The organism is Candidatus Burkholderia verschuerenii, from assembly GCF_001189365.1.
GTDB classification, from domain to species: Bacteria; Pseudomonadota; Gammaproteobacteria; order Burkholderiales; family Burkholderiaceae; genus Caballeronia; species Caballeronia verschuerenii.
This window is the reverse complement of sequence record NZ_LFJJ01000138.1, coordinates 1-15,256: the sequence shown is the minus strand read 5'-3', so window position 1 is coordinate 15,256 and position 15,256 is coordinate 1. Positions and strand designations below refer to the sequence as shown.

12 protein-coding genes, 4 pseudogenes and 1 riboswitch are annotated in these 15,256 nt (G+C 62.5%); of the genes and pseudogenes, 2 read left to right on the top strand and 14 right to left on the bottom strand.

The window, feature by feature from the left end; translation table 11 throughout:
- Positions 1-14: 14 nt before the first annotated feature.
- The 12 genes and pseudogenes from BVER_RS20265 to BVER_RS20210 all read right to left on the bottom strand — a co-directional run bounded on the left by BVER_RS20265 (position 15) and on the right by BVER_RS20210 (position 12,249).
- Positions 15-1,136, bottom strand: coding sequence for a TraB/GumN family protein (locus BVER_RS20265; protein WP_050454826.1), 1,122 nt, complete (start codon positions 1,134-1,136; stop codon positions 15-17).
- Positions 1,137-1,197: 61 nt separating this feature from the next.
- The gene (locus tag BVER_RS20260) at positions 1,198-2,169 is read right to left on the bottom strand and encodes a peptide ABC transporter ATP-binding protein (protein WP_157056151.1); all 972 of its coding nucleotides are present in this window, start codon (positions 2,167-2,169) and stop codon (positions 1,198-1,200) included.
- Positions 2,170-2,198: 29 nt separating this feature from the next.
- A pseudogene (locus BVER_RS35305) lies at positions 2,199-3,198 on the bottom strand (ABC transporter ATP-binding protein).
- 3 nt (positions 3,199-3,201) lie between these two features.
- Complete coding sequence (locus BVER_RS20250; RefSeq protein ID WP_050454823.1) at positions 3,202-4,122, bottom strand: ABC transporter permease subunit; 921 nt, start codon at positions 4,120-4,122, stop codon at positions 3,202-3,204.
- Positions 4,123-4,136: 14 nt separating this feature from the next.
- Positions 4,137-5,146 (bottom strand): annotated as a pseudogene (locus BVER_RS20245) (ABC transporter permease subunit).
- A gap of 126 nt (positions 5,147-5,272) precedes the next feature.
- Positions 5,273-6,902 (bottom strand): annotated as a pseudogene (locus BVER_RS20240) (ABC transporter substrate-binding protein).
- Positions 6,903-7,225: 323 nt separating this feature from the next.
- Positions 7,226-8,065 carry a methylenetetrahydrofolate reductase [NAD(P)H] gene (gene metF / locus BVER_RS20235; protein WP_050454822.1) on the bottom strand — a complete coding sequence of 280 codons (840 nt, stop codon included), beginning with the start codon at positions 8,063-8,065 and terminating at the stop codon, positions 7,226-7,228.
- Between the two features lie 37 nt (positions 8,066-8,102).
- A complete protein-coding gene (locus BVER_RS20230; protein WP_050454821.1) occupies positions 8,103-8,456 on the bottom strand; it encodes a phage holin family protein in 354 nt (117 codons plus the stop codon).
- Positions 8,457-8,532: 76 nt separating this feature from the next.
- Positions 8,533-9,966 carry an adenosylhomocysteinase gene (gene ahcY / locus BVER_RS20225; protein WP_050454820.1) on the bottom strand — a complete coding sequence of 478 codons (1,434 nt, stop codon included), beginning with the start codon at positions 9,964-9,966 and terminating at the stop codon, positions 8,533-8,535.
- A gap of 32 nt (positions 9,967-9,998) precedes the next feature.
- Positions 9,999-10,136, bottom strand: a riboswitch (S-adenosyl-L-homocysteine riboswitch).
- Between the two features lie 94 nt (positions 10,137-10,230).
- Positions 10,231-10,926, bottom strand: coding sequence for a glycosyltransferase family 2 protein (locus BVER_RS20220; protein ID WP_269750785.1), 696 nt, complete (start codon positions 10,924-10,926; stop codon positions 10,231-10,233).
- A 170-nt stretch (positions 10,927-11,096) separates the two neighbouring features.
- On the bottom strand, positions 11,097-11,768 hold the full coding sequence (locus BVER_RS20215; RefSeq protein WP_050454825.1) for an LrgB family protein: 672 nt from the start codon (positions 11,766-11,768) through the stop codon (positions 11,097-11,099).
- A gap of 25 nt (positions 11,769-11,793) precedes the next feature.
- The gene (locus BVER_RS20210; RefSeq protein ID WP_083452270.1) at positions 11,794-12,249 is read right to left on the bottom strand and encodes a CidA/LrgA family protein; all 456 of its coding nucleotides are present in this window, start codon (positions 12,247-12,249) and stop codon (positions 11,794-11,796) included.
- 133 nt (positions 12,250-12,382) lie between these two features.
- Between BVER_RS20210 and BVER_RS20205 the strand changes: the two genes are divergently transcribed.
- Positions 12,383-13,327 (top strand): LysR family transcriptional regulator, encoded by a 945-nt coding sequence (locus tag BVER_RS20205; protein ID WP_050454819.1) that lies wholly within the window; start codon positions 12,383-12,385, stop codon positions 13,325-13,327.
- A 98-nt stretch (positions 13,328-13,425) separates the two neighbouring features.
- On the opposite strand, the gene BVER_RS20200 is transcribed toward BVER_RS20205, so the two are convergent.
- Positions 13,426-14,745 (bottom strand): OmpA family protein, encoded by a 1,320-nt coding sequence (locus BVER_RS20200; RefSeq protein WP_232316683.1) that lies wholly within the window; start codon positions 14,743-14,745, stop codon positions 13,426-13,428.
- On the opposite strand from BVER_RS20200, the gene BVER_RS34315 reads away from it, so the two are divergent.
- Positions 14,729-15,037 (top strand): hypothetical protein, encoded by a 309-nt coding sequence (locus BVER_RS34315; protein WP_232316685.1) that lies wholly within the window; start codon positions 14,729-14,731, stop codon positions 15,035-15,037. The genes BVER_RS20200 and BVER_RS34315 overlap by 17 nt on opposite strands.
- Here BVER_RS34315 and BVER_RS34310 read toward each other — a convergent pair.
- Positions 14,927-15,151, bottom strand: a pseudogene (locus tag BVER_RS34310) (DUF937 domain-containing protein); the annotation flags it as partial. The gene BVER_RS34315 and the pseudogene BVER_RS34310 overlap by 111 nt on opposite strands.
- Between the last annotated feature and the right edge of the window lie 105 nt (positions 15,152-15,256).

The following is a 15,256-nucleotide window of genomic DNA, read 5'->3' as shown; positions in this document are numbered from 1 at the left end:
ACGGAATACGATATCTAGTACGGTCTCGGCGGCCCGGAGATGTTTATAAGAGCCAGCAACAACCCCACACCCCCCTTAGGCCCCCCAAGATGCAGCCCCCCGATAGCCACAAAAACCGGCTTATCCGGCGCCGCAATCGCCACCATCCGATTCACAAACCGCCGATTACGCTCATCGACCACGCGGTTATCGACCTGCACGGCCAGCGCCTTCGATTTAGCCAGCTTGGAAGTCTTAGCATCATCCCAAGCCTTCAAAGCATCCGCATCCCCGATCCGCCACAACCGATGCAGCTCCTTCACGTCGGCGATATTCTGCGCCGGCGTCTGCGCCAGATCCTGCGCGAGCATCTCCCGCTGCTGCGCCGACGTCAGACGCGTGAACGTCGAAATCTGCTCGTTCAGCGTCTCGAGTCCGACGATCTTCCCCCGCACGCGCAGATACACATTCTGCAATTGCGATTCCGTCCCGTACTCGCTCTGGAAGCCCGCCTTCAGCGTGTCGTAGGTTTCGATCAGCATCGACGCGAGCCACGGACGCGTGTGCCGCAACTCCTTCAGCGCCTCCGGATTGTTGCGCATGCGCGCTTCGACCTGCTGCCACATCGGCTTGGGCAGATAGTCGATCAGACACTCGCTACGGCACATGCCGTAACGATTCACATCGTCCTGTGAGACGAGCAGTTCGTCGGGAGAGATTTCGAGCGCCAGCGTCGGCGATGCATCGAGCGCGCCGAGTATCGGTTTGCGAAACGGTTGTTCCTGCGGATAGTCGCTCGCGAAACCGACATGCAGCGTCCCGAGCACATAGATGGTCGTCGCACCCTTGGTCGCCACGTAGAACGGCATGCGCGGCGGCGCGACGCGCACCGGGCCGCTGGCCGTCGTGCCATTGGTGCGGTCGGGTGCTTGCGGCGTGGCGGCGGAACTCGCGCCGGGCAGCGCGGCGGGCTCGGCATCGCCCGCGGGTTGGGGCGTGCCGCCGGTCGGCGTGCGCGTGCCGATGACCGCGAAACTCGACGGCGATTCGGCCATGCCGGCCGTAAACAGCACGAGCGACAGCACGAAGGCTGTCGCTTGGGCGAACGCCGCGCGTCGCACGCGCGACTTGTCATAGGATTCCGGCACGACCGGTATCTTAAAACATTCGTGCGACGCGACGTGCATACGGCTTCACCACCACGGCGCGTCGTCTGGGTCAGACTTCCTCGTCGCCGACCTCTTCCGCGCGATGGCACGACACCTGCCGTCCATCGACCACGCGCAGCTTCGGCTCCTCGGTACGGCATCGTTCGATCGCATACGGGCAGCGCTGATGGAACGTGCAGCCCGACGGCGGATTCAGCGGCGACGGCATTTCGCCCTGCAGCTTGATCTTGATGCGCCGATCCGCTTCGAAGATCGCAGGCGTCGCCGACATCAGCGCGCGCGTGTACGGATGACGCGGCTTCGCGTAGATGGTCTTCTTGTCGCCCAGCTCGGCCACGCCGCCGAAGTACATCACCATCACGTCATCGGCGATATGCTCGACCACCGACAAGTTGTGCGAGATGAACACGTAGCTCGTGCCGAACTGCTGCTGCAAATCCATGAACAGATTGAGAATCTGCGCCTGAATCGACACATCGAGCGCGGACACGGGCTCATCGGCGACGACGATCTGCGGATCGAGAATCATCGCGCGCGCGATCGCCACGCGCTGACGCTGACCGCCCGAAAACATGTGCGGATAACGCGATGCATGCTCGGGCCGCAAGCCGACGGTGCGCATCATCTGCGCGATGCGTTCGGCGCGCTGCGTCGACGTCATCGACGTGTTGATGGCAAGCGGCTCGCCCAGCGTCTGCTCAACCGTCTTGCGCGGATTCAGCGACGCGAACGGGTTCTGAAACACCATCTGCACGCGCTGACGCAACTCCGCGATCTTCGCCTTGCTCGCGCCCGCCACATCCTCGCCTTCGATCAGCAAGCGGCCCGACGTCGGCGCTTCGATCATCGTCAGTTGTCGCGCGAGCGTGGACTTGCCGCATCCCGATTCGCCGACGACCGCGAGCGTGCGTCCGCGTTTCAGTTCGAACGAGACGCCGTTGAGCGCCTTGACCGTGCCCTGCTCGAACATGCTCTTCTTGACGCTGTAATGCCGCGCGAGGTTGTCGGCGGCGAGCACGATGTCCTAACTGATTTCCTTCGGCACTGCGTTCATCGCGCGCCTCCTTCTGCCACCACTTCCATATTCAACGGCTTGATGCAGCGCGCGCGCACGGCGTCATCGGCGGGATCGAGTTGCGCGAGCTTCGGACGCGCCTTCCAGCAATCTTCGACGGCGTACTTGCAGCGCGGCGCAAAGAGACATCCGCTCGGACGATCGTCCTTGCCCGACACCATGCCCGGCAACGCGGCGAGACGTTCGGTATCGCGGTTGTGCTCGGGAATCGCGACCAGCAGCGCCTCCGTGTACGGATGATGCGGCTCGCTGAAAATCGCCGGCACATGATTCGTCTCGATGATCTCGCCCGCGTACATCACCGCGACGCGCTGCGCCACTTCCGACACCACGGCGAGATCGTGCGAAATCAGCACGAGCGCCATGCCGCGCTCCTTCTGCAGCTTCACGAGCAATTCCATGATCTGCGCCTGAATCGTGACGTCGAGCGCGGTGGTCGGCTCGTCGGCGATCAGGAGCTTCGGATTGCACGCGACGGCCATCGCGATCATCACGCGTTGATTCATGCCGCCCGACATCTGATGCGGAAACGCGTTGATGCGGTTCTTCGCGTCGGGAATGCCGACCTGATCGAGCAGTTCGAGCGCGCGCTTGTGAAGCGCATCGCCGCGCAAACCTTCGTGTAGCTTCAGCACTTCCTTGATCTGATAGCCGACGGTGTAGCTCGGGTTCAGGCTCGTCAGCGCGTCCTGAAACACCATCGCGATATCCTTGCCCCTTGCCGATGATCTTGCGACGCTCGCGCGCCGATGCCTTCAGCAAATCGCGGCCATCGAACGTGACCTGATCGGCCGTGACCTTGCCGGGCGCGTCGATGAGACCCATCAGCGCCATCATCGTGACGCTCTTGCCCGAGCCGGATTCGCCGACCACGCCGACGACTTCGCCCGGCTTCACGGCGAGGTCGATGCGATCGACCGCCTGGGTGCCGCCGAACGTGACCTGCAAATTGCGGATTGTGAGTAGATCGTTCATCGCTTAGCCCATCCGCTTAAGTTTCGGATCGAGTGCGTCACGCAGACCGTCGCCGATCAGGTTGATGACGAGCACCGAAATCAGGATCGACAGACCGGGCATCGTGACGATCCACCATGCGCTTTCGATGTAATCGCGCGCCGAGGCGAGCATCGCGCCCCACTCCGCCGCCGGCGGTTGCACGCCGAGGCCCAGGAAGCCGAGCGCGGCGGCATCGAGAATCGCGGACGAGAAACCGAGCGTCGCCTGCACGATCAGCGGCGCGGCGCAGTTCGGCAGCACTTGCGAAAACATCAGCCGCATCGTGCCCGCACCCGCGACGCGCGATGCCGTCACATATTCCTTCTGCAACTCACCGAGCGCCGATGCACGCGCGAGCCGCACATAACCCGGCAGCGCGACGATCGCGATCGCCAGCATCGTATTGACGAGACCCGGCCCGATGATCGCCACGACTGCGACCGCCAGCAGCAGCGACGGCAACGCGAGCAGCACGTCCATCAAACGCATGATCGGCGTATCGAGCCAGTGGAAAAACGCGGCCATCAAGCCGAGCACGACGCCCGGAATCAGCGCGAGCACGACAGACACGAAGCCGATCCAGAACGACAGCCGCGCGCCGTACATCAGACGCGAAAGGATGTCGCGGCCCGCTTCGTCGGTGCCGAGCAGGAACATGCGATTGCCGCCGTCGAGCCACGCGGGCGGAATCTTCACGTAGCTGCGGTATTGCTCGATCGGACTATGCGGCGTGATCACCGGCGCGAAGATCGCGACCAGAATCAGCAGGATCACGATCAGACCGGCGACGACCGCGCCGCGATTGCGCGAGAAGTTCGCCCAGAACTCGCGCGCCGCGACCATGCGGCCGGATGGCGGCGGCGTGATCGCTTGTGGGGGGAGATTGTTTTGAATATCAGCCATATTGTCGTGTCACCTCAGCGAGTATGGCGAATGCGCGGATTCAACACGCCGTACAGCAGATCGACGACCAGATTCACGACGATCACGAGCGTCGCGATCATCAGAATGCCGCCTTGCACGACCGGATAATCGCGTCGCGAAATGGCGTCGATCAGCCACTTGCCGACGGCCCGGCCACGAGAACAGCGTCTCGGTCAGCACCGCGCCCGCGAGCAGCGTGCCGACCTGCAGACCGATCACGGTGACGACGGGAATCAGCGCATTGCGCAGCGCATGCACGACGACCACGCGCAACGGCGACAAACCCTTCGCGCGCGGTGCGGATGTAGTCCTCGCGCAGCACTTCGAGCATCGACGAACGCGTCATCCGCGCGACGACCGCGAGCGGAATCGTGCCGAGCACGATGGTCGGCAGAATCAGATGCGATACCGCCGAGACGAACGCGCCTTCATCGGTCGAGAACAGCGAGTCGATCAGCATGAAGCCGGTGACGTGCGGAATATCGTATTCCACCGCGATGCGTCCCGAGACCGGCGTCCATCCCAGCTTCGCCGAAAAGAACATGATGAGGATCAAGCCCCACCAGAAGATCGGCATCGAATAGCCGGTGAGCGCGGTGCCCATCACGCTGTGATAGACGACCGTGCCGCGCCTGAGCGCCGCCGCGACGCCTGCCGGCAGTCCGACGACGAGCGCGAAAATCATCGCGCAGATGGACAGCTCGACGGTCGCGGGAAAGCGCGCCATGAACTCGCCCATCACGCTCGTATTGGTGATGATCGACGTGCCGAGATCGCCCTTGAGCGCGTGCGTCACGTAGTGGAAATATTGAAGCGGAAGCGGCTCGTCGAGCCCTAAGCGCTTCATGGCCGCGGCATGCGCCGCCGGGTCCACGCCGCGTTCGCCCATCATCACTTCGATGGGGTCGCCGGGAATCAGATGAATGAGCGCGAACGCGAGAATCGTAATGCCGATGAAGGTCGGTATCATCATTCTTATGCGTCGCAAAACGAATCGGAACATGATCGCCCTGTGGGTATCGTTCGTGGGGGGATAAAACATGTCCGGCGGGCGGATCGTTCAGACCCACGACGCCGGACGTTTTCGAATAGTTATGGTTTAGTGCAAAAAGCGTTCCGCAGCAAAAGCTTATTGCAGGCCGACGCCGTCAAAACGCGCATAACCGAGCGGTTCGATCTTCATGCCCGTCACCTTCTTGCTGACCGGCTGATACACCGTCGAGTGCGCGATCGGCGAGAACGGTAGTTGCTGCGCGAAGATCTGCTGCGCGTCGGTGTAGAACTTCGTGCGTTGCGCGACGTCCGTCGTCGAGCGGCCCTTCACGACCAGATCGTCGAACGGCTTGTAGCACCACTTCGAGAAGTTGCTGCCCTTCACCGCGTCGCAACCGAGCAGCGTGCCGAGCCAGTTGTCGGGATCGCCGTTGTCGCCGGTCCAGCCGATCAGCATCGCAGCGTGCTCGCCCGCGTGCGCGCGCTTCAGATACTCGCCCCACTCGTACGAGACGATATTCGCCTTCACACCGATCTTCGCCCAGTCGGCCTGAATCATTTCGGCCATCAGACGCGCGTTCGGGTTGTAGGCGCGTTGCACGGACATCGCCCACAGCGTGATTTCCATGCCGTTCGGGAAACCGGCCTTCGCGAGCAGCGCCTTGGCCTTCGCCGTATCGTACGCCAGACTTTTCAGTGACTTGTCATAGGACCATTCGGTCGGCGGCATCGGTGCGGTCGCGGCCTGACCCGCGCCCTGATAGACGGAATCGATGATCGCATTCTTGTTGATCGCCATGTCCAGCGCGCGGCGCACGTCGGTGTTGTCGAGGCCCTTCTTCGTCACGTTATACGCGACGTAGCCTTCGTTGAAACCGGCCTGCGACGGCGTATCGATGTTCGATGCCGCCTTCAGCGCCGCGATATCGCCCGGACGCGGATAGCTCATCACCTGGCATTCGTTGCTCTTCAACTTCTGCACGCGCACGGCGGCATCCGGCGTGATCGAGAAGATCAGCTTCGAAATCTGCACCGCGTTCGGCTTCCAATAATCAGGATTGCCGTCGAAGCGGATGGTCGCGTCCTTCGTGTAGCTCTTGAAAATGAACGGGCCCGTGCCGACCGGATATTGGTTGATATCCGCCGCCTTGCCGTCCTTCAGCAGCTTGTCGGTGTATTCCTTGGAGAGAATCGACGCGTATTCCATCGCCAGATTCTGGATGAACGGCGCGTTCACTTCCTTCAGCGTGAACTTGACCGTGTACTGATCGACCTTTTCGACCTTGGTGATCAGTTTGTCGAGGCCCATGTCCGTAAAGTACGGAAACGCGACGTTGTACGCCTTGCGGAACGGATTCTCCGGATTCAGCATGCGGTCGAAGGTGAACACGACGTCGTCCGCGTTGAATTCGCGCGACGGCTTGAAGAACGACGTGGTCCGGAATTTGACGCCATGACGCAGATGGAAGGTGTACGTCAGGCCATCCGCCGACACGTCCCACTTTTCGGCGAGACCCGGCTCGACCTTGGTGCCGCCGCGCTCGAATTCCACCAGACGGTTGTACACGGTGAACGTGTTCGCCGTGAAATCGGTGCCGGTGGTGTATTGCACCGGATCGAAACCGGCGGGGCTGCCTTCCGAGCAGTAGACGAGCGTTTTTCGGGATCGCCGCATGCGCGGTCGACGTGGCGACGAGCGCCGCCGTGGCGACGGCGCCCAGAAGCGCCGACACGCGTGCGCCTCGCAACAGGCCAGTTTTCTTCATGTTTCCTCCAGGTCGATGCCGATTTTCATCCGGCGTAGCGCGATATTACTTCGCATGGCGCGGTCACTCTGCCGCGCGACTCTGCCTGATGGACGGTACCAAGCAAATTCGGGCGCTACCGTAGCACGAAAAAATTTTACGTGTACGGTCGTTTTTCCCAGTGGCCGCGCCGCCTCCGAGCCGTTCAATTCGCTTTCTTTATTGACTATGCGCAGACGTGATAGTGTGACGCCCGCGCGATCCGCGTGTTTAGTCCAAGAAGCGAAAAAGCCGCGCGATTCGACATCGCGCGGCTCAAAACGAGAACTTACTCTAAAACGGAATCAGGCGCTTTTAAACCCGAGCCGCTCGCAAATCGACTTCGACGCCTGCGCGCCGTTCAACGTGTAGAAGTGCAGACCCGGCGCGCCGCCATCGATAAGGCGGCGGCACAGACCCGTCACCACATCGAGCCCGAATTCGCGGATCGACTCGCGATCGTCGCCGAAGCTTTCCAGCCGGCGCGCGACCCATTTTGGCACTTCCGCGCCGCACATGTCGGAGAAGCGCATCAGTTGCGAGAAGTTCGTGATCGGCATGATGCCCGGCGTGATCGGCACATCGACGCCGAGCTTCTTCGCTTCGCCGACGAACGTGAAGTACGCGTCCGCGTTATAGAAGTACTGAGTGATCGCCGAATTCGCGCCCGCCTTCACCTTGCGCGCGAAGTTTTCGAGGTCTGCACGCGGCGACTTCGATTGCGGATGGAACTCCGGATACGCGGCCACTTCGATATTGAACCAGTCGCCGTGCTCCTGGCGAATGAACGCCACGAGTTCCGACGCATAGCGCAACTCGCCGACTTCGCCCATGCCCGAAGGCAAATCGCCGCGCAACGCGACGATATGGCGAATACCATGCTCACGGTACTGCGAAAGAATCGCGCGCAGACTGTCTTTCGACGAGCCGATACACGACAAATGCGGCGCGGCTTCGAATCCTTCCGAAGCCATTTCCAGCACCGTGTCGAGCGTGCCTTGCTGCGTGGAGCCGCCCGCGCCGAACGTCACGGACACGAACTTAGGCGTTAGCTTCGCCAGTTCCTTGCGTGACGCGCGCAGCTTTTCCACGCCTTCTGCCGTCTTCGGCGGGAAAAACTCGAATGAAAGTTCGATCGGTTTCATGATGATGTGTGATCGATCGGCGGCGGCAGCAAACTGCTCAACCGAAATCGCGTTGCCCGAACACGAGCGCTGACAAGAGCCACGACACGATACTGTAGAGAATGGAGCCGAAGAACGCGGACCAGAAGCCCGACACTTCGAAACCCTTCAGCAGCGACGAGCACAGCCAGAAGCACAGCGCGTTCACCACGAAAATGAACAACCCGAGCGTGAGGATCGTCACCGGCAAGGTGAAGATGATCAGCACCGGACGCACGATCGCGTTGATGAGCCCCAGCACGACCGCGACGATCAATGCCGTTCCGAAACCGCGAATGTGAATCGACGGCACCAGATAGGTGATGATCAGAAGCGCGAGCGCGTTGAGCAGCCATGTCAGCAACAACGTCATCGAATGAATCTCCGGTTGAAGCGTGTGACGGCGCGAGCGCCCCTGCGCCCGCGCGCGTCACGGCCGCCGCGTGTGATTAATAGCGGTAGTGGTTCGGCTTGAACGGACCGTTCTTGTCGACGCCGATGTAACCGGCCTGCTCCGTCGTCAGTTCGGTCAGTTCCGCGCCGATACGACCCAGATGCAGACGCGCGACATTCTCGTCCAGATGCTTCGGCAGCACGTACACCTTGTTTTCGTACTTGTCGCCTTGCGTGAACAGTTCGATCTGCGCGAGCGTCTGGTTCGTGAACGAGTTCGACATCACGAACGACGGATGGCCCGTGGCGCAACCGAGATTCACCAGACGGCCTTCGGCCAGAATGATGATCTTCTTGCCGTCCGGGAACACGATGTGATCGACCTGCGGCTTGATGTTGTCCCACGTGTATTGGCGCGTGGAAGCAATATCGATTTCCGAATCGAAGTGGCCGATGTTGCAGACGATCGCGTTGTTGCGCATCGCCTTCATGTGATCGTGGTTGATGACGTGGTAGTTGCCCGTCGCCGTCACGAAGATGTCGGCGCGGCTCGCGGCGTATTCCATCGTCACGACGCGGTAGCCTTCCATCGCGGCTTGCAGCGCGCAGATCGGATCGATTTCCGTGACCCACACGGTTGCGCCCAGACCGCGCAGCGACTGCGCGCAGCCCTTGCCCACGTCGCCGTAACCGGCCACGACCGCGATTTTGCCCGCGATCATCACGTCGGTCGCGCGCTTGATGCCGTCGATCAGCGATTCACGGCAGCCGTACAGGTTGTCGAACTTCGACTTCGTGACCGAATCATTCACGTTGATGGCCGGGAACGGCAGACGCCCTTCCTTTTCCATCTGATACAGACGATGCACGCCCGTGGTCGTTTCTTCCGTCACGCCCTGAATATGCGACAGGCGCGTGGAGTACCACGTCGGATCGGCGTCGAGGTGCTTCGCGATCGACTTGTACAGCGCGACTTCTTCCTCGTTCGTCGGCTTGCTGATGACCGAGCGATCCTTTTCGGCCTTCGAGCCGAGGATCAGCAGCAGCGTTGCGTCGCCGCCGTCGTCGAGGATCATGTTGGCGAATTCGCCGTTCGGCCATTCGAAAATGCGGTGCGAGAATTCCCAGTATTCGTCGAGCGATTCGCCCTTGAACGCGAACACCGGCGTGCCGCCCGCGGCGATGGCGATGGCGATGGCGGCGGCGGCGTGATCCTGCGTCGAGAAAATGTTGCACGATGCCCAGCGCACGTCCGCGCCGAGTGCGGTGAGCGTCTCGATCAGCACGCCCGTTTGAATCGTCATGTGCAGGGAACCGGCAACGCGCGCGCCCTTCAGCGGCTGTTGCGCCTTGTACTCTTCGCGCGTCTGGATCAGACCCGGCATTTCCGTTTCGGCGATGTCGAGTTCCTTGCGGCCCCATGCGGCGAGCGACACGTCGGCGACGATGTAATCCTTGGAATTCTTGGAATCGAGAACTGCGGCGTTCATCACGCCCTCCTTTTCTAAAAAGACTAGAAATGTTGACGTGAGCGCCGTTCGAATGCGGTGGCTCAGCGAGCGCCTTTCATAACTAAAAGCGCGTTCGAACCGTCCGGATTGAATGTCTCCGAGCCTGGCGGGCGGCTTTCAGATTGCCCGTCGCAACGCTCCTCGGAAACGAATGGCGATTGTAGCAAAAGAGCGTGGCAGGAGCGGGAAGGAATCGCGCATCGCGGGTGCAATGCGCGGTGGGGCGGGGGAGGACTGGTGCGGCTATTGGGAGACGGATTCGATTGCCCTCAACCGAACGCGTACGTCGTCCAGATACCAGGCGATGGTCGTGTGGACAGAGGGCGGGATCCCGTCCCAGGTATTCGATGTGCCAGCCGCACTGCGGAAAAACCGCGCCACGTGACTATCCACATGGTAATGGTGACGAACATGCTTATGCGCGAGAAGCTTATCGTAACCGTAGATGGCCATTAATGCGGATTGCAGCGCAAAGTCTTCATGCCCATGCTCACGGAAGATGTGGTCTTCGGGGAAACCGCCCATCGCGTTGAAGACGGCGCGGCGAATGACGAGGCTGCTCGCGATACTTTCGGCCATCGACGCTTCCGCATCGGCGAAACCCGGGAATTCGACGCACTCAGCGGGATAGCCGGTAAATGCGACATTCAGGCGAATCGCCGGCCGCTCCGGGCTATGCCAGAAATAACCGAGGGCTTCGTTCAGCGCGTTGGGCAAATACTCGTCGTCGGCGTCAAGGAAGGCCAATATTGCGTGCTTTGCGCGCTGTGCGCCCTGATTGCGCGCCCGGGCCGGACCACCGTTTTTGTCGAGCTCCAGCACTTGAACGCGCGCGTCCTTCAACGCATAAAACCTCGCGATATCGCGCGTGCTGTCCGTCGAACCATCGTCGACCACGATGATCTCCATCACCGTCGACTGGATGAGGCAGCTATCCAGCGCGCGCGAGCGTCCTCGCGGCGTTGAAACAGGGAACGACGACGGAAACGCCGAGAGCAGGAAGTGTGTGCATGAGAGTGGTACCGGTAAGCGATGCAGCTTTATCTCATGTCACGTGTCTGAAACCATTCGGGAGCAATCCGAAAAATCGGCGCGAGCCCTGAAACACGCTATATCGGCAGCATGCCCAGCACCGGCGCGAGCAGCACCATCGCCACGCCGGCGATCATCATCGTCAGACTCGCGACGACGCCTTCCTCGCTGCCGAGCTCGCGCGCCAGCTGCGTGCGCAGCGGCACGAGCGCCAGCACGATCTCGCCGAACAACATGCCGCAGACGCCCGTCGCGATCACGAACAGCGCGGTGAGGTCCTTCGGCGCGTGAATCTTGTCGGAGACGGCGAGCGCGAACGGGGTCGAAACCGAACGCGTCGCGAGACTGCGCTGCAATTCCGGCGACAGATGCAGCAGCTTCGCCAGCGCGAGCGATCCGCCGACCGCGACGAGAATGCCAACCGTCACGCCCACCGTCAGCGAAATCCAGTGCCGCTTGAGCAGTGCGCGATATTCGTAGATCGGCACCGCGAACGCGACCGTCGCCGGGCCGAGCAGCCACATGAGCCAGTGCGTGTCGGCGAAATAGACGGAATATGGAATGCGCGCCGTCACGACGATGACCGCGAGCACCGCAGGCACCGCGAGCAGCGGCGTGAGCCACGGACTTTTGAAGCGCGCGTACAGACGCTTCGCCGCGAAATACAGCGCCACGGTCAGCACGAAGCAACCGGCGGCGATGAGGCGCGCGGCGTCGTCTTCGAAGAGAGAGGCGTAGAAGTGGCTCATGATCGGCTCGGAATCGGGCTCAGGCTCAGGCGCGCGCGTGACGCAGCGACATCGCGCGACGCAGCGCGATGCGGCGTTCAAGACGCGCCGCGCGATCTACGGCGAACGCGACGGCGACCATCACCATCAGCGTCTCGGCGACAACAACCAGTGCGAGACGCCAGCCGTCTTCCATGAACAGGCCGCCGTACTGCACCGCCGCCACCGCAGCGGTGATGAAAAACAGCAGCATGTCGGCCAGCAGCCAGTCCGCGCCCGCCTTCACCCAGCGCGGCGCGATGCCGCCGCAGAACAGCAGCGCCAGCAACGCGACCAGCCCGACGACGCTGCCCGGAATCGGCAGCGCCAGCTTGCGCGCGACGAAATCCGCGACGAACCAGATCGCGGCGAGCACGACGCTCTGACTCGCGACGCGCACGAAACGGCTCAACGCGGCACGCGGGCCGGCGAAAGGCGTGGGGTTCGGCAGGACGGCGGACATGGCGGCTCTCACTCTGGGGTTTGAAACAAGCCAAGGGTTAACCTGTAGTTCGAGTATATGGGCGGCCTTGTCATAATAAAAATGACTTAACATTATTCGTTGCATTCCGAATTGGAATGCGGGAGACCGGATCATGGAACTGCGCGCGCTGCGATATTTCGTCGAAGTCGTGAAACAGAAAAGCTTCACGGCGGCGGCGGAGCACATGTTCGTCACGCAACCGACCATCAGCAAGATGGTGAAGGCGCTGGAGGATGAAGTCGGTTCGCCGCTTCTGCTGCGCGACGCGCGCCAGATGGTGCTTACCGACACCGGGCAGATCGTCTATCAACGCGGCATCGAGGTTTTGGCGGCGCACGCGCGGCTCGAAGCCGAACTCAACGATCTCGGCACTTTCGGACGCGGCGCGCTGACGATCGGCATTCCGCCGATGGGCGGCGCGCTCTTCACGCCCGCGATCGCCGCGTTCCGCCAGCGTTATCCGAAGATCGAGCTGAAACTATTCGAACGCGGCTCGAAGGCGATCGAAGCCGCGCTGATCGACGGCGAACTGGAACTCGGCGGCGTGCTGCAACCGGTCGATACCGACATGTTCGACGTGCTGCCCGTCAGCCGCCAGCTGCTGTGGCTGGTCGCGCCGAAAGGCTCGCGCTGGGACGACGCGAACGAAGTCCCGCTGACCGATCTCGCGTCCGAGCCCTTCGTGTTCTACGGCGAAAGTCTCGTGCTCAACGATGTCGTGCTGAGCGCGTGCCGCGAGGCAGGTTTCGCGCCGACTATCGTCGGACGCAGCGGGCACTGGGACTTCATGGCGGCGATGGTGCAGGCGGGAATCGGCATCGCGCTGCTGCCCGCGCCTTACTGCCGTCGGCTCGATGCCGATGCGTTCACCTGCCGTCGCGTCGTCGCGCCGGAGATTCGCTGGGATATGGCCGTGGGATGGCGGCGCAACGGTTATCTGTCGCATGCGGCGCGCGCGTGGCTCGACGTCGCGCGCGAAATGTTGCCTGCGAATATCGATCAGGACTTTATGGCCGATGGCTTTCCGCGATTGAAAGGCGGCGCGCGCCCGGCGTGACGCGGCCGGTCTGCGGCACATAAACAAAACGCGCCGGACCGCGTGAAGCGATCCGGCGCGTTTTTTACTGCGCAGAACTCGCAGAACTTATAGCGAGATCAGTTCGCCGCCGAAAACTCGACGCGGCGATTCGCCATGCGGCCTGCCGGCGTCTTGTTGTCCGCGATCGGGCTGGCATCGCCGAAACCGCGCACGACCAACGCGCTCGCGGGCACGCCGTGCTTGACCATGAACGAACGGACCGATTCCGCGCGCTGCTTCGACAAGGCCAGATTCACCGCCTTGCTGCCGGTATTGTCCGAGAAGCCGCCGATTTGCAGCTTGATCGGCGTGGCGGCCGTGCTGCACGACTTCAGCACTTGCGCCGTCTTCGCCAGTTCATTCAGCGCGGCTTGCGGCGCCGTGTTCGAACCGAAGCGGAAGTTGACCGGCTTCAGATTCAGCTTGCGCGCGATCACGCCCGCATCGCACTCGCCACCGGCGACGACCGGCGCGGACGCGGCCGCTGCCACGGAGGCCTCAGCAGGCGCGCTCGCAGTCGCGCTCGCATCGGCGGCTGCGGCGGTGCCGAGACCGATTTTCCAGCCCTTGCCGAACAGCGACCTCAGCTTATCCAGCCAGCCGAACTTCGCCTCCGACGCGCTGCCGCTCAGATCGATCGAATCGCCCGCCACGCGTAGTTCCGCGCCCGGCTGCGTCATGATCGGCATCAGCAGATCGAGCTTGTCGAGCCAGCCGGCCGGCTTGGTGTCGGGATCGACGGAAATATCGGCGTGGAACTTGTCCGCGCCCAGCTTGGCCGACAGCGCGTCGATCAGGCGCTGACGCTCCTGTTCCGTGCTGACGGTCGCCTTGATGGTCGGCACGCCGGAGGCATCGACGTTGACGTTCATCACTGCGTCGTTGGCGGGCAACAGCGCTGGCGCCGATGCACCGGGCGCGGAAGCGGCCAGCGTCACGGCCGAAGCGGATGCGACGGCGGCGTCGGAACTCGCGTTGGACGCGCCGGCGTCGGCTTGCGTGTCCGCTGCGGCGTCGTGATCGGCCTTTTCGGTCGAGCAGCCGCGTGCCGCGAGCGCCGCGAACAGTGCGAGCGCGGCCGCGCCGGCCACCCACATCCACGGCTTGCGGCCGTTCTTTTCAGCGACGACATGCTGTTCCACCGAAGGCGGCGGTTCCACTTGCAGCGGGAATGCGGCGGCGTGCTGCGTCGCCGGATGTTCGAGATGCGCCGACACCGCCTTCAGGCGCGATGCGACGCCCGCCAGGAACGAGCCGACCGAACCGAGACCGAGCGCGTTCGCGAAGGAATCCGTCATGTTGGCGCGCACAACCGGCAACTGATGGCCGAGCAGCGTCGGCAACTGGCCGATATTGCTGTTGTGCTGCGTGAAATAGCGCTTGAGCACGCCGAGCACCGTCGCGCCGACGACGCCGGAAATGGTGCGCGGCGCTCGCCGCGACGCCCGTATGTTCGGCGATGCGTTCCGACAGCAGCGTCAGGCTGTCGTGCGACGCGAGCGCGCCGTCGGCGGTTTCGCCCGCTTCGATCAGCGTCTTGAAGCCATCGTCCTGAACGACGAAATGCGGCAGTTCGTCCGCGATATGCGCGTTGGTGCCGGGCGACATGATCGACGCGAACAGACTGCGCGTGCCGTCGAGCGACGACGCCTTGTTCATCATCGAGCCGATGAGTGCGGGCGCGCATAACGACACGACGCGTTGTGCCGATTCCGGCGCGCAGCCGATGCGCCCGGCGAGGTGCTGCAATACGCTTTCGGTCAAAGCGCCCTGTACTAGCTGGATTGCGGTAGGGATGTCCATTACTGAACACCCCCCGCACAGATCCCGGCGTGCCCAATTTAGGCACCGGGCTCCTACCTTGAGTGCTTGACGACAAAGCGCCGATCAGGCCATGGATGAAGAATG

Excerpts from the sequence above, each read along its gene's own strand:
- ahcY (WP_050454820.1), bottom strand. The coding sequence starts at position 9,966 with ATGAACGCCGCAGTTCTCGATTCCAAGAATTCCAAGGATTACATCGTC.
- BVER_RS20210 (WP_083452270.1), bottom strand. The coding sequence starts at position 12,249 with ATGTCCGCCGTCCTGCCGAACCCCACGCCTTTCGCCGGCCCGCGTGCC.
- BVER_RS20250 (WP_050454823.1), bottom strand. The coding sequence starts at position 4,122 with ATGGCTGATATTCAAAACAATCTCCCCCCACAAGCGATCACGCCGCCG.
- BVER_RS20205 (WP_050454819.1), top strand. The coding sequence starts at position 12,383 with ATGGAACTGCGCGCGCTGCGATATTTCGTCGAAGTCGTGAAACAGAAA.
- metF (WP_050454822.1), bottom strand. The coding sequence starts at position 8,065 with ATGAAACCGATCGAACTTTCATTCGAGTTTTTCCCGCCGAAGACGGCA.
- BVER_RS20215 (WP_050454825.1), bottom strand. The coding sequence starts at position 11,768 with ATGAGCCACTTCTACGCCTCTCTCTTCGAAGACGACGCCGCGCGCCTC.
- BVER_RS20230 (WP_050454821.1), bottom strand. The coding sequence starts at position 8,456 with ATGACGTTGTTGCTGACATGGCTGCTCAACGCGCTCGCGCTTCTGATC.